Annotated in this window: 11 protein-coding genes and 1 pseudogene; 6 read left to right on the forward strand and 6 right to left on the reverse strand. The window is 55.1% G+C overall.

Annotation, left to right across the window (positions count from 1 at the left end):
• Window positions 1-9: 9 nt before the first annotated feature.
• From ACYZTU_RS00690 to ACYZTU_RS00710, 5 genes are all read left to right on the forward strand, one after another.
• The gene (locus tag ACYZTU_RS00690) at window positions 10-1125 is read left to right on the forward strand and encodes a polyamine ABC transporter substrate-binding protein (RefSeq protein WP_461967306.1); all 1116 of its coding nucleotides are present in this window, start codon (window positions 10-12) and stop codon (window positions 1123-1125) included.
• A gap of 151 nt (window positions 1126-1276) precedes the next feature.
• The gene (locus ACYZTU_RS00695; RefSeq protein ID WP_461967308.1) at window positions 1277-5848 is read left to right on the forward strand and encodes a dermonecrotic toxin domain-containing protein; all 4572 of its coding nucleotides are present in this window, start codon (window positions 1277-1279) and stop codon (window positions 5846-5848) included.
• A gap of 144 nt (window positions 5849-5992) precedes the next feature.
• Complete coding sequence (locus ACYZTU_RS00700; RefSeq protein WP_461967310.1) at window positions 5993-10594, forward strand: dermonecrotic toxin domain-containing protein; 4602 nt, start codon at window positions 5993-5995, stop codon at window positions 10592-10594.
• Between the two features lie 254 nt (window positions 10595-10848).
• Entirely contained in the window at window positions 10849-11265 is a 417-nt protein-coding gene (locus tag ACYZTU_RS00705) for an SRPBCC domain-containing protein (protein WP_461965495.1), read from the forward strand.
• A 318-nt stretch (window positions 11266-11583) separates the two neighbouring features.
• Window positions 11584-11916, forward strand: coding sequence for a hypothetical protein (locus tag ACYZTU_RS00710; protein ID WP_461967312.1), 333 nt, complete (start codon window positions 11584-11586; stop codon window positions 11914-11916).
• Between the two features lie 1006 nt (window positions 11917-12922).
• Here the strand turns inward: ACYZTU_RS00710 and ACYZTU_RS00715 are convergent.
• A complete protein-coding gene (locus ACYZTU_RS00715) occupies window positions 12923-13156 on the reverse strand; it encodes a hypothetical protein (protein WP_461967314.1) in 234 nt (77 codons plus the stop codon).
• Window positions 13157-13291: 135 nt separating this feature from the next.
• Between ACYZTU_RS00715 and ACYZTU_RS00720 the strand changes: the two genes are divergently transcribed.
• The gene (locus ACYZTU_RS00720; RefSeq protein WP_461964113.1) at window positions 13292-14269 is read left to right on the forward strand and encodes an IS5 family transposase; all 978 of its coding nucleotides are present in this window, start codon (window positions 13292-13294) and stop codon (window positions 14267-14269) included.
• A gap of 99 nt (window positions 14270-14368) precedes the next feature.
• Here ACYZTU_RS00720 and ACYZTU_RS00725 read toward each other — a convergent pair whose 3' ends face one another.
• The 5 genes and pseudogenes from ACYZTU_RS00725 to ACYZTU_RS00745 form a co-directional block, all read right to left on the reverse strand.
• Complete coding sequence (locus tag ACYZTU_RS00725) at window positions 14369-14545, reverse strand: hypothetical protein (RefSeq protein WP_461967316.1); 177 nt, start codon at window positions 14543-14545, stop codon at window positions 14369-14371.
• A gap of 327 nt (window positions 14546-14872) precedes the next feature.
• Window positions 14873-15274 (reverse strand): immunity 22 family protein, encoded by a 402-nt coding sequence (locus ACYZTU_RS00730; RefSeq protein WP_461971193.1) that lies wholly within the window; start codon window positions 15272-15274, stop codon window positions 14873-14875.
• A 137-nt stretch (window positions 15275-15411) separates the two neighbouring features.
• On the reverse strand, window positions 15412-15747 hold the full coding sequence (locus tag ACYZTU_RS00735) for a DUF7716 domain-containing protein (RefSeq protein WP_461967318.1): 336 nt from the start codon (window positions 15745-15747) through the stop codon (window positions 15412-15414).
• A 14-nt stretch (window positions 15748-15761) separates the two neighbouring features.
• Window positions 15762-15941, reverse strand: a complete 180-nt coding sequence (locus ACYZTU_RS00740) for an HNH endonuclease (protein WP_461971194.1) — start codon at window positions 15939-15941, stop codon at window positions 15762-15764.
• Window positions 15918-18869, reverse strand: a pseudogene (locus ACYZTU_RS00745) (RHS repeat-associated core domain-containing protein); the annotation flags it as partial. The gene ACYZTU_RS00740 and the pseudogene ACYZTU_RS00745, both read right to left, overlap by 24 nt.
• Window positions 18870-18874: the final 5 nt, after the last annotated feature.

Below are 18874 nucleotides of genomic sequence, written 5' to 3' on the forward strand. Positions count from 1 at the left end.
ATTAGAAGAATGAAAAGTCTCAAGCGTTTTATCGCTCCCGCACTCTTCCCCACAGTGCTGTGCGCCACAGTGCTCAGTGGTGCCGCTCACGCTGAAGAGCGAACGTTGCGCGTCTACAACTGGTTCGACTACATCACCCCCAAAACCCTGGAAGACTTCAAGACCCAGAACACCCAGACCAAACTGGTCTACGACATCTTCGACACTAACGAAGCGCTGGAGGCCAAGTTGCTGACCGGCAATTCCGGCTATGACGTGGTCGTGCCGTCCAACGTGTTCCTCGCCAAGCAGATCGAAGCCGGCGTGTTTCAGCCGCTCGATCGCAGCAAACTGCCGAACTGGAACCACCTTGATCCCAAGCTGATGAAGCTGATCGAAGCCAACGATCCGGGCAATAAATTTGCCGTGCCGTACATGTACGGGACCATCCTGATCGGCTTCAACCCGGACAAGATCAAAGCGGCATTAGGCGACAACGCACCGGTGGACAGCTGGGACCTGATCTTCAAGGAAGAGAACATCAGCAAGCTCAAGCAGTGCGGCGTGGCCCTGCTCGACTCGCCTTCGGAGATTCTGCCACTGGCCCTGCAATACCTCGGCCTGGACCCCAACAGCAAGAAGCCTGCGGATTACGAAAAGGCTGAAGCGCTGTTGATGAAGATTCGTCCGTACGTCACCTACTTCCACTCTTCGAAGTACATGGCCGACATCGCCAACGGGGACATCTGCGTCGCTGTCGGTTACTCCGGCAGCTTCTCCCAGGCCGCTAACCGCGCCAAGGAAGCCAAGAACGGTGTGATCGTCGACATGCGCCTGCCGAAAGAAGGCGCGCCAATCTGGTTCGACATGCTCGCGATCCCCAAAGGCGCGAAGAATCCGGAAGACGCCTACACCTTCATCAACTACTTGCTGCAGCCGCAGGTGATCGCGCCGGTCAGCGACTTCGTCGGCTACCCGAACCCGAACAAGGACGCCACGGAAATGGTCAACCCGGCGATCCGCAACAACCCGAACCTGTACCCGACCGAAGCGGCAATGGGCACGCTGTACACCTTGCAAGCTTTGCCTCGCGATGCTGAACGCGCGCGGACCCGGGCCTGGACCAAGATCAAGTCCGGAACCTGACCCGCTGCCGAAAGCCAAGACCCGCGCTGATGCGGGTCTTTTTTTGCCTGCGATATTTATCTACCGCCAAGTGTTCGGTCGAGTTCGCCATCCTGCCCTGATCCGGCGCTGCTCACGACAGCGGCCGCCGCCGTCAGACAAGGAAATGGTCATGCCCGAAACTTCAACACCAAGTGCTGTGGATGTACTGACTCAACTGGTGACCGGCCCTTCGCTCACCGAAGTCGCCGCGAGTGCCTTGCGTCCCGCGCTCGCTACGCTTTACCCGCACCTGAAAATCGACCCGGCGCGGGCCATGGTTGCGACACCGACCTGGTTGACCGACGCAGAAACGGTCAAGGCTGGTCCCTGCCGATTCGAATCCCTCACCCATGCACTGGTTCGCCTCGCGCTGTCCGGCACCACCGCGACCTGCATCGATGGCGAACACTTCCTCACCGAACAACCCGGCGTCGAACCGGTCACCCAGCTTCCAGTAAAGATCGAAGCGATCGCAGCCCGGCTCAACGAACTCGCCCCGCTGCTGTTCATCGCCTATCAGGAACAGCAGCTCGACTACTGGAACCAAACCACCGCGCCCGACCAGCCGCGCTGGCATCAGCTTTCGCACACCTTGCAGCAGCTGTGGAACGTCAGCGCTAACAACGGCTGGGATGAGGATCAACGGGCCATGGCGCACGCCGTGTTCGGGCAACCCGATAAATCACTGCGGCTGGCCACCGACAAATACAAGACCCGCGTCTGCCTGATCGACCTTGATGACACGGCACACAAGCATCTAAACGTTCTGGACGCCGCTGTACTGGTGGGCACGCTCGGCAAGCGCACATTGATTCTCATGCACTCGCTGACGGAAGGATTTCAACGCTTCGATACGTTCGAGGAGCTGGGACAAACGCTGCAATCACTGGTGAAAAACGCTGCAAGCAGTCTGAGCTGGCGATTGTTCGAACCCGAGGGCAACTTTTTCGACCACCAGGCTTGCACCCTGATTGCGCTAGAAGCCGAGGCGATAGGCTCAATCGATTTTTTCCAGCGCTCGGACGATCCGATTTTAACGCCACGACGCGGTGGACCCGACAACCAGCAAGCCATGACGGAGCAGCGAACACCTCATTTCTCGCGGCTGCAACATTCACTTCCGCAGTGGCTTGAAGACGCCAGCCCCGCCGACCAAAACCGTTACAGCCGACACCTGCTGGACCTGGCGGTCGTGCAGCAGCAAAACGCTGGCAAAACCTTTCAAAGCGAGCTGCCCGGTATCAAAAAATTCACTCGGGATGAGCTGGAGAAACAAATAAAACAGACACCTGCCCAGACAGAACATGTCGATTTGAAAGACGTGGAGATCACCGTCACCAGCGTCGAAGTCTGGGGCACCTTCGTAACTCCGGGGCAGATAGACACTCAGACGCTGTCGCTTGTCGACCTTGCACTTGAGAATCTGGGCGCCCTGGCACTGGGAAATAAATCGGTGCGCCACCGGGACGGCGCTGCGCTGCCGGAATGGATGACCATTGGTTACCTGGAAGAACTGGTGACAACGGTCGACATCGGCGAAGCCTATCCGGCCTTGCTGCAAAACAGGCTAATCGACGACACCTCCCAGGCCTCCCGCTTGCAGCAGCTCTTCACCCAGCAGTTGCCACTCGAGCTGCCGTTGCTGGCCGTGCAATACAAAATCCGCGGCGAAGGAGGCCTGACTGAGCAAGGTTACCGCTACGTCGTCGCGGCGTTGGCAAGCGAGCGGGTGGAACAACAGGTCGACGGCCAACGGATCGTGGTTCGTCCATTGGCCTTCGCCACTGGCGACTCCCCCAACGGGAAGACCGACGAGGTGGTCAACATGTTTGTGATCGGCCCACAGGATCAAGATAAGGGGCCGTGCCTGCTTTACCGTCCGCTGCTTGAACCTGCGCTGTTGCAATACCCGTCGACGGCCAATCTGCTGTATGCCATCAAACACTCAAGGTCACTGCGCCAGTCCGTACTGGCGTGGCTACCCGACAGCGTACGTTTCAATTACTCGCAATACGTTTTTCCAGGGGCGCTGCCTTCGGTGTGGACGGTGCCGCAACTTCTGATCGACCCCACCCTGTCACTGAACCTGCCAGGGCCGGTGACGCTCGGTCATCGGGTGATTGAAAACGATGTGCTATCGACCTTGTTCAAGGCCAATGCCGAGGCACTGATCGCTCAAGCGGACAGCCAATCGGTGTCCAATGCCGAGGCGCGATGGGCTTCTCTCAAGCGTGGCGGATGGGCGCTGTTCAGTGTGGCGCTGCCATTTCTGGGTCGTGGAGTGAACACGGCCGCATGGATCTGGCAGATCATGGACGACCTGCAGAACATCGCAGATGCCGCTGAGCAGCAGCAAAAACCTCTGGCCTGGGCGGCCCTGGCGGATCTCTTTTTGACGCTGGGCATGGTGCTCGCCCACCGATCGGCCACTCGTAAAAAACCTCAACGAGCGCCGTTGGCCATCGACACGGAAAAAGCGCCCGCGGCGACGGAAGAAGTGAAGATAGCCCGTATCAGCGCGACCCGGTTGGCAGACATCCCTGATCATGAGCTGCCGAGCAGCCATGAACTGTCGTTGCACGATCTTGGCGCAGTGGATCGATCCCGACCAGGCCTGGGTACCGTGCTCGACAGCCTGAAAATCACGAAGCCAGAAACAAACGCCAAACCGGCAACCGAGGGCTCCTACAGGCACCTCACTGCCAGCGGTCAAAAATGGTACGCCCGAGTAGCCGAGCGCTGGTTCGAAGTCGAACTCAACGACAACGACGATGTGCAAATCATCGATTCTAGCCAGCAACCGCCGCGCAAGGGACCGTTACTGATCAGCAACCAGCGCGGCGAATGGTTTGTCGACCTGCGCTTGCGACTGCGCGGCGGCGGCCTGAGGAGCCGGCGCAAACAACTGCAACAACAGAATCAGGAGCAACTGCGCAAAAAGAAAGAAGACATCGCCGCCTTTGACGCTGGCCTGACCGCCAAGCGATTGCAGCTGGTCGAAGTCCGTCGTGCCATGCTGGAGGCGACGCCTGAAACGGCCGACATTGCGCGCCAGCACTTCCTCGACACGCTTGATACGCAGATCGGTGAATACACCACCCACATTCAAGAACTGAAAGCACTGAACATTCTGGAAGCCGTCCCCAATTACCGGACTGCGATGCTGGACCGAATATCCCTGCAACTGTTCCTCATGCAGTCTTGGCTGAGCGAAAGCGACACCACGTTCCGCGATAGCCTGCGTATCACTATGGAACTGCTCGACGAAACAAACAGCGAATCCACGAGCAACCGTTCCGAGCCTTTTGAAACGATGACCGAGTTGACACAGGGTGTCATCGACAAAGTCGAATTCGCGCAGACCCGTTTCGCAGAACTCAGCCTGCTGGGCAAAGAGGCCGCCGAGGTCACGCGTCAATACAAATCCAGACTTCCACCTTTTTCGCTGGATCAGCTGAAGATGCTGCAGATCACGCTAGGGCAGAAACTCTGTCTCAAGGGTGCCTCGGGTGCCGCTCGGGAAGAAGCTCAAGTCGCACTGGAAAGCCTGGTCGAAGATGCCGCACTCAACATTCAAAGCGCTTTGGATCTGAGCACGAATGAAGAAAGCCTGAACAATCTCAGTGAACGGACAGACGCGCTGAACAACCTGGTCGAACAGTTCGCAATCATCGACCAGCGCTTTCTCGATTTCGCCGCCGAATTTCCGGAGCATCAGGTACCCGACCGTCTCGAAAAAGTGCAGAAACGCGTCGCGGAATTTGGTCAACGCACTGCGCAACACTTATCGGATCTATTGCGCGAACAACGACACCTTGAGCCGGTCGCCGGCCCATCGAAATCCGCTGCCTCGACGGCAAAAAAAATCATCATCAAGACCCGTTTCAAAGGCACGCTCGTGGGTCAGCGACGCCAGAGCGCAAAGGGCAAAGACAGCCATCTGGTCGATGTGCTCGCGCCGCTGACGGGAAAGGTGATTGCCACTTTTCATGAGAAAACGCCAGGCGTCTGGCTGGAACGCGTCTCGGAAAAGAACACCCCGCCACCCAAAACAAAGCCCGATCTGGCCAAATGCATGCTCAATGGCAAGGCATTGCTGGACCAATTACCGGCATTTAAACAGCGCACGCAGGCACACCTCAATCGGGCGCAGCGCAATCCAACGGAAACCGAGGAGGTCTATTACCTGCATGCCGATCGTCTACGTAACGTCATGGACAGGATTGATCAGGCGCTCACAGCGGGTAATAGCTCCACTACTGAAACGGCCACCGCCACGTTGCGTCAGCAACTCGATACCGAAGCGACAGCTCTCTACGCCACGGGTCGCGTCACCCGCATCGCGATGACCAAGCAACAGGCCCCCACGGCGGCGCGAGTTGAATGGCTGCACGAGAAGGGTGAATTGCGCATTGCCAAGACTGCCGAGCGACGCCGGCTGAAAGGCCCGCGCAGGGACTATTTGCAGGAGTACGAAATACTCGACAAGAAAACCAGCAAGGTTCTGTGGTACGCGCACTTCCACTACGCCAATCCCACAGATCCTCTGCCTTCATTCACCGCCGCGCACCTGAAAACTGCCGATCAGCGTCGTCTCGGCGGTGCTTACGATTGGCGCGAGAACCACAGCAACCACGAGCTGATTGCCATCCACCGCAGCGCCATCAGCCGCTCGCAGGCCGCCGCGCTGTTCTTCTCCTGAGCCATCATTTGACTCACAAGCCCGTCGAGCGCGGGCTTCTTTTCAACCCATATATATCTACCACCTGACCCGGTGGATGCGCGGGTACTTTCGATTGCAGACGGCAGTCTGCCGTCACGCCCATCCCCAACCGGTCACGATTTCATGAGCAAAACAACCCGAACGAACACCGCCCCACTGCTGTTGAACAAAAGCCGTCTGGTGGAGCAAACCAGCGGTGGTCCGACCCTGCATGGCGCCGCTGCGCATTTACTGCGCAAGGCCTTGTTAAAAAGCTTTCCCGAGCAACAGATCGATCCCGACAAAGCCGTGTTGATGTCCCCGTTATGGCATGAGCAGGGCGAGGAAATCGTCACCCGCAGCAGCCGTTTCGAATCACTGACGCACGCACTGGTGCGTATGGCCTTTACCCCAGCAACAGCCAACTACATCGAAAGTGAACACTTTCTGACCTTTACACCTCATGCCGCCGAACCAATCCATCTGCCGGTCAGCATGGACGCCATCACTACCCTGCTAAACGAGTACGCTCCGTTGTTGTTCATCGGCTTCGAACAAAGCCAGCTGGACTATTGGAATGAAATCACGGAAAACTTGCCGCGCTGGCAGGTGTTGTCCGACACCCTGAAAGAGGCGCCCGATGTTCAGTCGGTCACTGGATGGGACTCGGATGAGTGCAGCCTCGGGCGACTCGTCTCGCAATACCCCGACAAAATATTGCGCCCGGCTTCCGGCAACGGGCTGTCGAACGTGCGCGCCTGCTTGCTTGATCTCGATCTCGCCGTTGAATCGGCAGAGGACGATAACACCCGGCATCTGATGATCGGCGGCGCCCTGGTGCTGACCGCCACTTCGGGCAGCCGTAAGCTGATTACGATGTACACCATCGTCGACGGCTACGAATCGTTCAGCTCGATGGAGCAACTGGGCACCAGCCTTCCCGCACGGATCGGCATCGATCTGAGCGGCCAGAGCCTGAAGTGGCGACTCTACGAACCTGAAGGCAATATTTTTGATGCCATGGTTTGGGCATTGGTGGGTTGTCAGATCGACTCCATTGATGCTCTCGATCCAGCCAGTCGCTCGCCCTTGGCCGGGTTTACCTCCCGACAGGACGAACGCAGCACGATCAGCACCGGGGAAAAGGCGCATATCGAACAGCTGGAAAGCTCAATTCCCTCGTGGCTATCAACGGGCTCACTTGACGATATCCAAGCCTACGGCGGGTACTTGACCGAGCTTGGAAACCTCAGAGACGAGACCGGCAATGACGCTTTTGACGCCAACGATATTCCTCTGATTCAAACCTATGCCCAGCAGCGCATGCGTGACGCCATCGTTGCCGACAAAACTGATACCGATGCCGTGAGCCTGCGCCTTGATGACGTTCGGATCACCGTCACCCATAGCTTCGAAGCCGGCGGTTTCACCCTGCCCGACCCGCGCAACGTCAGCGTCGAAACCCTGGGCGAATTCGCCCTGCAAAACACCCGCCCCTATAGCGCAACGGTGGCCTATGCCGATGGCACAGCCGTGCCAGAGTGGATAACGGTTACGTTCTTATTGCGCCTGGCCAACGCGATCAACCTCGGCGAAACCTATCCGCAGCTGATCAAACGCACACTCATCGATGACCCGGTGCAGGCTCGCCGTTACAAGGTCCGCTACTGTCGTCAGCTGCCGTTACTCCTGCCCATGTTGGCGCTGGAGTGCAAACTCAAGCACCAAGGTGAAGTCGATGAGGTGGGTTACCGTCAGGTCTGCCAACTGATGGAGTCGATCAAAAACGACTCACCCTTCACCGAGTGGCCGGTGCAAATCCGCCCGCTGGCGTTCATGCCCCGCTACCGTCTAGGCAACACACCCGACACCGTCGCGAACATGTACATCATCGAGCCGCGCAAAGGCTCGAGCGGCCCATGCCTGCTTTATCGACCCTTGCTGGATCAACCGCTGCACCAGTTTCCTTCCGAGCAAAACATGCTGTACGCGTTTTATCAGTCGGGCGAAATGCGCGATTCGATACTGGCTTGGCTGCCTACCCGCGCGTTGAGTTTCGAGTACGCCCAGTATGTGTTTTCCAGCGGCATTCCCTCGCCCTGGACCATTACCGAACTGGCCTTCGAGCCATTTATTCACCTAGACCTGACCGCCTCGGTTGAACTGGCACACACACCTCTGAGCGGCGACGTTCTCACGACCCTCTATACCCAAAATAGCCAAGCCATGGCCGAGCTCGCCGACCGCCAATCGACTTCCAATGGCGAGCGTCGCTGGGCGCTGCTGGCGGACAGTGGCTGGGCGACTTTCTCGATGGCGGCCAACTTTCTCAGCGGCCCGGCGGGTACTGCGGTCTGGGTCTGGCAAAGCATCAGTCAGATCCAGCAGGCTCTGGATGCCATAGAACGCGGCGACACACTCGTGGAATGGTCCTCGATCGGCGACCTGCTACTGACCCTGGGCATTCTTCTCTCGCAACGCGTCGCGACACGGCGAATTCGGCTATCAAGTCCCCTTGATGAGATCTCTGCGCCGAAACGCGTGCCCATGGACGAACCTCAAATCATTACCTCCTCCGCTCAGGCTGTAATGGTTACGCATGACGCGACCCCGCTAAGCGCTGAACTGCCCGAGGCTCATCTCTGCGCCCTGGCGCCCGCCGGGCCGACCCGTAGCAGTGCAGAAGCCCAATTTTTACAAAAGATCGATCAACTGAAAGTATCGGCTCCGCACCTGCCCGACGGAACATTATCCAATGCCGACCATCTTTATGAGCACGAGGGAAAGCTGTACGCCCAGGTGGGTGTGAGATGGTTTCAGGTCAGCGCCGACGCGGACGAACCGGTGCTCGTTCTCGATCCGAACAATCCCGCCTACCCAGGATTTTGCGTGAAGTACGACGAAAAGGCAGGTAGCTGGCACTGGGATCTCAAGCTTCGGTTACGCGGCGGCGGCCCAACCCGCCGGATCGAAGCGATGCGGCGAGAAAAAATCAAAACAAAGGACGATGCATGGGCCGCACTGCATCGGTTCATCGAACAGGAAGCCATTCGAAAGGCCAGTGTTGATGAGGTCTTGAACCCCTTGGAAGGCAACGACGTATCAGCCCCGATGTCCGACGAAACGATAGCCAGTTACATCTCCAGGTCCGATGAGGTGGCGAACGGATATGGCCAGGCGCTGGAAGCCCTCGAAACGTGGCGTGAAGCGGGTGGCGCTGGCGTGTTTTATCAGTCTCAGCTAATGCGTTTCACCATTGAACAACATCGCTACCTGAACGGCTGGATGCGAATGAAGTTGCGTGAATACGTGAAAATCATCGCGCCCCAGTTCAGTCAGACGGAACCTTCAACGACGAGATCCCGTGCCGCGCAAATGGAGGCAGCACAAAAGGCCATCGCCGTGAGCGATGAATTGATCGACCGTCTCGGCCGCATGCACGCCTCACTGGACCGGTTGATGGACCACACCGGCATCACGCGCAAGGTGGCTGGCGATCTGCGAAAGCTACTGCCTGCAATGTCCCAATACGACCTGAAGGCCAATGAAATCGGCATGTCCACGGAGCTTTGCCTGCGTGAGGCGTCGGACAGTGACATGAGTCAGGCACGTCAATCGGTCGTCGATATTTTCGACAATGCGGCCGACGCGGGCCACAGCCTGGTCGAGCGGCGCAGTACCGCACAGCCTCCGCATATCCAAACACTCGATGTCGAGCAACTCACCGTGCTGGTAGACCGTCTGGCAGAAGCCGAGCGGCGTCTGGAGGAGTTGTCTGTCAGCTTGCTCGATCAGCTGGAACCCGTCCGCTTTGAGCGCGTTCGGACGTTGGTTGCCGAATTCCATCAACTGGCGCGCAGCCGTCTGCTCACATTGCTTCCGGAAGCGGAAGAAATACCGGTGGCCCAGATGGCAAGACTTGAACCGGTGCCTTCCACTTCACGCGCCATCAGCAAAGTGAGCAAATCACGGCCACGGGTCGTCGAGGCGCAAAAAAAACCGTCTACCGAAACACTGCAGACGGGCGATGACGTTCCCATTATCAAGACGGCTAACAGACGCCCGGTGCAACCGGCGGCGCTGAACGATCAAGACATCATCGGCAACGGGCTGGCTCTGAGTGTCGAACTCGATGCGTTCATTGAACGAATCCGCGCCGATGCACAACGTCCCTCCCGCGTTCCGGCAGACATGAAAGACCTGCTCGACCAGCAGGCGACCCGACTCGATCAAGCGGCTGATGACGTTGCGCTAATACTGGCTCGCAGAGCCGCCGACTTCCCCGTGGGGAGCCTGAATGCAGAACTGCGTACGGGGGCCGCAAAAGCCCGGCGCGAAGGGGTGAGCGTCTACCGCGCGATGCTCATCAAACGCAGGCCCCGCGAAACTTACCTGAAATGGCTCATAGAGCACGATCAGATATCAATCATCAAAGACGCACGCGGTCGTATCAAGACCAAACAGCGCAAAGACTACTTTCAGGAGTACGGCATTTTCGACAAGACACGCCAAAACAAAGCGTTGTGGGTCGCGCATTTCCATTACAACGAACTGACCGATCCGGATGACCGATTCACCGCCGCACATCTCAAGTTCGCCGAAGGCTATTTGAAAGAACTCCCGGCCAAGACCCGTCAGGAACTCGATGTATTCGATGCACTGGACAATGCGCTGCGCCGAATCGTCGATCCGGCGATTCGGGATCTGTTCCTCAAACCCCAACCGAACGTAGCGCCTGAGGCATAAAAAACCGCGTTCGGCGTCAATTGCGTAATTGCAATTGCATTCGTGCTGACCAACCGTTTGCATTCGACTTGACCAGCACACGTGGTAGTGACGACCGGCAAAGAACGGCCAATAGCTGCCATTTCGGGAGGCGCTATCTAACACCGCTCAGTGCTGACCCAGCAAGGGCAACGCATTAATGTCGTGCTTCACCGATGGATTCAATCGTCATTCAGTGCTTCCATTCGCTGAACTAAAGAAATGGTCATTACTTTATGAAAATCAACATCGAAACGAGTGTTGCCGCTCCCATCGCTGACACTTGGCAAGCTTTCAACAATCCCGAGGACATCGTGCAATGGGACGCCTCTGACGATTGGCACACCACTAGGGCATCGAATGATCTGAAGGTTGGCGGGAAGCTGTTGTTGCGCATTGAAGCCAATGACGGCGGTCTGGGATTCGACTTCGCTGCCACCTACACGCAGATAGAGCTAAACCGACTGATTGAATTTCGAGACGACGACGGCCGCGTGGTTCGATTAGATTTTGTCGAATCTGACAAGGGCGTCACGATTCGTCAGACCTTCGACGCCGAATCAACGCAACCGGAAGATCAGCAGCGCAAGGAATGGCAAATCGTCCTTAACCGCTTTGCTCGATACGTCGAGCGGCAATTCACCACGGAATAACAGCGAAGCCCATAGACGCCGCACCCAATCACTTAAAGCTTCGCGTACTCGCTCATGCCTCGCAGTAGTCTCCCCGCTTCCGGCAGCGGGTTGGAATGGTCGCTAAAATCCTTAGCCACCCTCTGCAACTTAGCGAACGTCTGCATAGGGTCGACTTCAGCCGGCCGTATGGGCGCACAAGCAAACCAAATTGGCCAGTCCTACCGCCATCGATTCAAGGCTGATTCAGGGGTTTGTCCCAGAGACTCGCAGCTATAGAGACCGGTCATGCAGATAGAATCCAGACCGTTTGCACATAACACCCTTCTGAGAAATTGCATGAACGAAGTACTAACTGAAGAAGAGATGCGCCGAGCACTGTTCGGCGGTGCAGAGCACCTTGCGCAGACTAGTGCCTTACCCGTGCAAGACACCCTCTCAGATATCGCGATCATACAGCCGACAAAGGCAGCGGAGAAAAAGAAGGTCGTCAAAGCGTTCACGCCCAGATTGAGGGTAACGCTGCGGGTGGGCAATGAATTTGAGGGCAAGACTCACGAAATTGTCCATGAGGCGGATACGCTGAGCACCCTTCTAGCAGAGCAGGAAGCTACCAAGGCGGCCAAGAAGAAATTCAGGTTTGTGGAAGTGGTTTCAGTAAAAGCGATGTAGGGGGACTTTACAAAACTCGCGGGCCAGGCATTGAATCGCCTCTGATTTCATCACTAACTCGCGCCCCCCTAGCTGACACTTGTGGATGGCAATTCCGGGATTAGCTGCAGAGTAATGCCTTTACACTTCCACTTGGTCAACCCCGCGGCTAGTGACTACTCGCCAGCGACACATGAGCCCGACACCCAGACTCATTGCCCTGTATAAAATTGTTCCGGCTGGTTTTATTTTTAAGATAAGCACCAAGTAAGAAACTCAAAAAAGCCGCTCCATTTTAACTGCTGTTTTCCAGCTAAAAAATCATCTCGGTTAGCAAGGCTAAAATCTAAAACCTCCCCGCTATTTTTGTCATATAGATAGCACCCTTCACCTTGAACACTTGTGAGGCAAATGAAATTTTCTGGTAGCTCCCATACCTCATGAATAAAGTGGGTGCCAACTTCTATCTCATTGCTTGGGTCGGCGATGTCACATAGCTCTTCATCCGAAGAATTACTTCTGAAAAAAGTTATCGTGTAATTTAAAAAAGAACTCTGACAGTTCACTATCTAAACTTATATTCAGTGCTGTTAGTGCTTCGGTAACGGAGCATTTATCTGTCCGGTGGATATCACCAGGTTGCTTTTCAATAAGTTGAATCAGCTCGCTCGAAATCATTTCGCGGTCTCTGCTGCTCAATCTTTCCAATATTGTGGGACTTCTTTCTTAAAGAGTTTCCTATCGACAGGCGCATCCGGGTGTTGGCTATGTCCGTATGGGTGAACGGCTTTTCAGCCCTTGCCTTTTAAGGTCGTAAGGTGAGTTTACGATTTAGCTCAAAAATCGGTCCCTTTCCATTTTGTCTTGAGTGGTGCGACTGAAGCTGTTGAGGAACCCCATCCTTCATGATGTAAGGTGCGCCGCCTTCTTTCGCTTTATCCAAATTCGACATGCCTTTAAACGAAGGAAGAAACCCTTTAGCCTTGACTGGAGACCGGCTAATGGGTGTCCCGTTTCTTTAGGGTTTTTAGTTATCTTTTTGGGCGTTGTAGGTTCGTAGCATTTCCTCTGAGCCGTCCCAGTTCGGGGGCGTCTCCCAATTTTTCTTTTTCTTTTTTCCAATTATTGCGCCAATAAATGTATTTTTTTCATCATAAAAAATGCGACCGTCCCAACTGGTACTGTCAATGAAGCGCATTGATAGTATTGCGTCAGGCACCATACTTGAAAGCGCATTTATAAGCTCTTCAAATCCTGGCATTACTGATGAAGTTGTGTTTGCAATTTCTTTTTGAGTGATGAGTTCCTTTTTATACGCATCGTTAGGGAAACTCTGAAAAAGACTTCCAGATTTGGTGAAATACGCACTTCACACGAACAGAACGGTTGAGCCCCGATGAAACAAATGTCCTTCGCCGATGCCGAGTACGCCGGCAAACGTAAGCAAACCCGACGTGAGCGCTTCCTGATCGAGATGGATCAGGTCGTGCCCTGGAAGGGTTTGATTGCTTTGATCGAGCCGTATTATCCGAATGGTGAAGGCGGTCGTCCGGCGTATCCGTTGCTGGCGATGTTACGGGTTCATCTGATGCAAAACTGGTTCGGCTACAGCGACCCGGCGATGGAAGAATCGCTGTATGAAACGACGATCCTGCGCCAGTTTGCAGGGCTGCATCTGGATCGAATTCCTGACGAAACCACGATCCTCAATTTTCGCCGTTTGCTGGAGAAAAATGAGCTGGCGGGTGGGATTTTGCAGGTTATCAACGGTTATTTGGGTGACCGTGGATTGATGCTGCGCCAAGGCACGGTGGTCGATGCCACGATCATTCATGCGCCCAGTTCGACCAAGAACAAGGACGGCAAACGCGATCCCGAAATGCACCAGACCAAGAAAGGAAATCAATATTTCTTTGGAATGAAAGCGCACATCGGTGTTGATGCCGAGTCGGGTTTGGTACATAGCCTGGTGGGCACGGCGGCCAATGTGGCGGACGTGACGCAGGTCGATCAGTTGCTGCACGGCGAGGAAACTTACGTGTGTGGCGACGCAGGTTACACCGGCGTGGACAAGCGTCCCGAGCATCAGGATCGCAAGATGATCTGGTCGATTGCCGCGCGTCCAAGCCGCTATAAAAAGCACGGAAAAAAGAGTTTGATCGGGCGCATGCGACGCAAGATCGAATACGCGAAAGCGCAGGTACGGGCCAAGGTTGAGCATCCATTTCGCGTGATCAAGCGCCAGTTTGGTTATACGAAAGTGCGCTTTCGTGGCTTGTCGAAAAACATCGCGCAGCAGACGACGTTGTTCGCTTTGTCGAACCTGTGGATGGTGCGAAAACGGTTGATGGGTATGGGCGAGGTGCGTCTGTAATGCGGGCCAATCGCCCTGAAACAGCGCGATCAGAGGAAAGAACCGTGAGTTAAGGGCGGGAAGGGTCTGATTTTCGACCGACTTATGATTTTTTGAACCTCAAGTAGTGAGGGCATCAAAAATCGGTGGGTACTTCAGACCTTCCTTAGTTTTCTTTATAATGTATTCGTTTTTAAAAATGAAACTTTCTTCAGTTGATTTTTTTAATAGTTGAGCCGATTTTATCCCGCCGTCTGCGAGATGAAAATTCTGCTGTAACAAATCTAATATATTCATGGTTTAAACACCTCGATATCCCCGCTGCGGGGTCCTTTCAAGAGAACTTCTTGCTCCCCCCAACGATCTTCCGAATACTGCCATGACCACTTACCCCCTTCTTTGGGGGCGCCAATTTTAACTCTCAGAATAAGTCCATCCTCTTTCGCAAATTGCCTGGCGATATCAGGTGATCTTGTCCATGAAGTATAGGGACTGTCTCCCGAGTGTCCTCCATAATTGTGATCGTCAGGATTTACTACGCCATCAATTTTTCGATTTCTCAGGGACAGATTTATTTTAGAGTGTAGAATTATATCTATCCCTTACTCTCTATTCTCTGAGAGTTCAGTCTTGGTATTCAAAGCTTCCTCGGTATGTAAATAGATTATTTCTGATTTTAGTGTTTTGGGGGGGCGAGAAGGAGTAGTCGTAGATTGCAACTATGGTGTCTATAGGTGCATCGGTCAGATGAGTGTTTTTATTTTTCATGTCAGACGCGATGTCAAGGTCGTATGAGCACCCGTCAATTGCATCAATCAGAGAATTTGTTGGCTCGATTTTATCTGCTTCGACAGTATCATCGTCAACAAAACCAAGTGAGAAAGCCTTGCTGAACTCAGAGCCAAGAAAATCTCCGTCGTCAGAATACTCTGGGCTCATCACATCTCGAAGCGTAGACGGTTCCCAATCGGTGTTCGCCGTCCAAATAGAAACGATTTTTTCGAGCCCATTTTTTGTTTCCTCAATTTTTTAGTCCTGAGGCAGGGCCAAAATGGGACCGAATTATTTTCGTTGCGGAGAATCAGAAAACAAACCTGTCCCCTTTCGTCATAAGTTGTTTGCGAAAGCTTCTTCAGGAATTGCGCATAATTCATAATGTTTTTTCATAGCGTCATGAAGCTGTCGCGCTCATTATAATGTTTAATGGCTTTTAGTATTTCCTCATTTGTAGCAGATGTTTTTTGCTTTAGTACGTTGAATGTAACATCCTCCAAGAGTTCATCGGTAAACCAAAACTCGAGATTGTTTTGAGTAATGTACTTTGGAAAAATTTCTTCGTCGTCATCGGTGATCTCCGAGTATTCATCAATCACGCAGTCGGTGTCCAGCGTCGCTTGGACCGATGATCCTTTCCCATAAACACAATAGGTTAGGTTTTTTTTCTGTGTTTTCAAAAAATCGATTAAATCGGCTATCTTGATAGTTTTGTTGTATTGCACCGTTAATACTCCAATTATTCTGTTTTGATTTTCCCTTCTCGCCCTTCTCTGCCACCACCCCATATATCTCGTCCACCTTTTCCTGTCGGGTGGTATACAGAGTGTTCGCCTGCATGGTCCGCTCGATGGACAAGCTGCAACAGTCTGGGTTTTTCGTTGTGGTGCCAAGTGTAGCCTGTAGGGCTGGAGCCCATGTTTCGCTTTGGATCGTCGACCCAGGTTTTAAGCTCAGGGTTTCGGCGATACATATTCTTTCGAAACGCTGGGTCGTCATTCAAATTGTTTATCAAGTCTTTGTTAGCCCTGTTGAACTGTACCTTGTCACTCTTCAAATACAGGTTTTCAGGCACTTTGTAGTCATGGAAAGAATTAAATTGATGAGCTTTCCTACCGGCTTTAGGAGCCTCAGGTTGACCCTCGTCGACAGCCGCTTTCGCTGTTGAGTTTTCAACCCCAATTTCTGGCTTACACCCGTCCGCTCCTGGACAATTATCCAGCCCCAACGGGTCTACCCACCCCGTAGGGTTAGGCACGTATTGATAGTTGTTCATCCCCCCAGCGAGCTTGATCGGGTCCGGTGTCAAAAACCGCCCGGTGCCCGGATTGTAGTAGCGATGCCGGTTGTAATGTAAGCCCGTTTCCGCATCAAAGTACTGGCCCTGGAAGCGCAGCGGGTTGTCGATTTCTGCAACGTCGAGGGTGGCTAGGTTGCCGTAGGCACGGTATTTCGCCGACCACATGATCTCGCCGCTGTAGTCGGTGAGTTCCTGCGGAGTGCCAAGGTGGTCGAGTTGGTAGTAGAACGGCTCGGCTTTGAGTGGGCCTTCGCCGTCGAGCATCGCCAAGGGGCGGAAGGAGCCCGGTTCGTAGATGTAGCTGCGATAACGGTTGTGGGCGCTTTCGGCGATGAGGCGTTCGCCTTGCCACAGGAATTCCGTGGTGTGGCCATCGACGGTTTTGGCGATACGGCGGCCGAAGGCGTCGTACTTGTAGCTTGCGATGCTGCCGCCGGGCAGGCTCACGCCGATCAGACGATGTTGGCAGTCGTAGCGGTACTCGGTGACGAGTTTCTGCCCGGTGCCGCGACGTTCGCGGATCAGGTTGCCGTGGGCGTCGTAGTCGTAATGGCGGTCGCCCTGCATCAGCAGGCGGTTGCCTTTGACGTTGGCCAGGTTAGCGGTTAGTTGGTCGCCTTGGCCGAGAAGGTTGCCTGCCGGGTCGTGAGCAAAGCTTTCCGGGGTGATGCTGCGAACGTTGATCAAGCGGTCGAGCGGGTCGTAGTGGTAGCTGCGATTGCCTTTTCGGCTGTCATTGATGCCAGCGAGGTTACCGTTGGCATCGTAGGCGTAGCGACGCTGGAACAGGTTTCGATCTTGCTGGCTAACGCTGTGAGCTTGCAGGCGGCCTTGTTCGTCGTACTGATATTGGCTAAGCAACAGACCTTGTTGGCGCTGCTGTTCGCGACCGGCGCTGAACTGGTGGGTGGTCAGGCGTGAACCGTTGAGGTCGATGCTGCTCAGTTGTCCGCCTCGTTGGTGGCGATAGTCGAGTTTGCTACCGTCGGGTAAGCGACAGTGGCTCAGTTGGCCGAGCTGGTCGTACTCGTAACGCAGGGTTCCCCAACCTTGATGCTCGGTGATCAGGCGGTCTTGCAGGTCGTATTCGTAGGCCAGCGGCCAGTTTCCGTCATCGACGTTCACCAGGCGCCCGAGGGCGTCGTAGCTGTAGTGAATTTCCTCGCCATCGGCCAGGGTTTTCACCAGCAAGCGGCCAGCGGCATCGCGCTGATATCCGGTAATCAGTTCGCTACCGTCGTCGCCGAACTCGGTTTTCTTCAGCAACTGACCGTTAAGGTCGTATTCATACGCGGTACGGCGACCGTCGAACCCGGTTTCCTGCTGGATCAAGCCATTCGGGCAGTAATCGAGCTGGTAGTGCTCGCCACGTTCGTTTTCGATCTCGCTGAGCAGCAAACGTGCGTTGTCGTAGCGATAGCGCAGTTGGCTGCCATCCGGGTTGATGCGGCGGCTGACCAGGTGCAGGTTATCGGCATATTCGTAGCGGGTGACTCGGCCCAGCTCATCGCGTTCGGCGGTGACTCGGCCGTATGGGTTGTAAGTGAACGCACGCGTAGCGCCACCGGGCAGGGTGATTTGCGCGAGCCGGTTGGCAGCATCCCATTGGTATTGAGTGATTGCGCCGCTTTCGTCCTGGCGGGTGATCTGCCGGCCCAACGCGTCGTAGCGGTACTTGCGCTGGCCCCCATCCGGTAGTTGTTCTTCGAGCAGTTGGCCAAGGTTGTTCCAACCCAGCTGATGACGGCTGCCGTCGGGGTGGCGGATTTCCAGCAGGCGGCCCTGGCGGTTGTAGCTGTAATGGGTCGAATTGCCGTCTGGGTCGATTTGTTCGGTGATATCGCCTTGGTCGTTGCGCCAATATATCCACTTCGCCGGGCCACGATTCACCACACGGACGTAGCCGTGGTAATACTCGTAGGAGATCGGGGTGTCTTCCGGTGGAATGACTGCAACCAGTCGACCTGCTTCGTTGTACCGGTATTCAGTGACCGCGCCGAGTGGATCTTTCTCGGCGATCAGGCGGCCCTTGTCGTCGTAGGCCTTGAGGTGTTCCGCACCGTCCGGATCAACCTTGGCGACCAGGCGAGCCTTATCGTCGTGGGTGTAGACCTCTTCGCTGCCGTCAGCATTGGTAACCGTGACGCTGCCTTTGTCATCCCAGGCGTAATGCGCGTCCATCTGCGAGAAGCTTGCCCAGTGATGGATGCATCGCGCCGATTTACCCTCTTTTTCCCATTCCCAGTAGAAACTGGCGCCGCCGGCGAGTTGCCGCTCAAGAATGACGTACTGGTCGTTGTAGGCATAACGCTCGGCTTCGCCGGCGGCGTTTTTGGCTTCGATCAGGCGGTGTTGGGCGTCGTAACTGTAGGTGACCAGGGTCTGGATGGTGCTCCAGGCGTCTTCCAGATTGTCAGCCGGGATGAACTGCTGGTAGTCGATGGCGACGATGTGCTTGCGGTCGTAACGCACGAGAAGGGCACGACCGGCACCGTTATCGACGCGTTTGATTCGCCCGTGAATGTCACGGGTGATGTGCAGGCGATTGACTG

Source organism: Pseudomonas sp. HLT2-19-2 (assembly GCF_054898005.1).

What these genes read in the sequence shown, in the direction of transcription:
- ACYZTU_RS00690 (WP_461967306.1), top strand. Translation starts at nt 10, where the DNA reads ATGAAAAGTCTCAAGCGTTTTATCGCTCCCGCACTCTTCCCCACAGTG.
- ACYZTU_RS00695 (WP_461967308.1), top strand. Translation starts at nt 1,277, where the DNA reads ATGCCCGAAACTTCAACACCAAGTGCTGTGGATGTACTGACTCAACTG.
- ACYZTU_RS00700 (WP_461967310.1), top strand. Translation starts at nt 5,993, where the DNA reads ATGAGCAAAACAACCCGAACGAACACCGCCCCACTGCTGTTGAACAAA.
- ACYZTU_RS00705 (WP_461965495.1), top strand. Translation starts at nt 10,849, where the DNA reads ATGAAAATCAACATCGAAACGAGTGTTGCCGCTCCCATCGCTGACACT.
- ACYZTU_RS00710 (WP_461967312.1), top strand. Translation starts at nt 11,584, where the DNA reads ATGAACGAAGTACTAACTGAAGAAGAGATGCGCCGAGCACTGTTCGGC.
- ACYZTU_RS00715 (WP_461967314.1), bottom strand. Translation starts at nt 13,156, where the DNA reads ATGCCAGGATTTGAAGAGCTTATAAATGCGCTTTCAAGTATGGTGCCT.
- ACYZTU_RS00720 (WP_461964113.1), top strand. Translation starts at nt 13,292, where the DNA reads ATGAAACAAATGTCCTTCGCCGATGCCGAGTACGCCGGCAAACGTAAG.
- ACYZTU_RS00725 (WP_461967316.1), bottom strand. Translation starts at nt 14,545, where the DNA reads ATGAATATATTAGATTTGTTACAGCAGAATTTTCATCTCGCAGACGGC.
- ACYZTU_RS00740 (WP_461971194.1), bottom strand. Translation starts at nt 15,941, where the DNA reads ATGGGCTCCAGCCCTACAGGCTACACTTGGCACCACAACGAAAAACCC.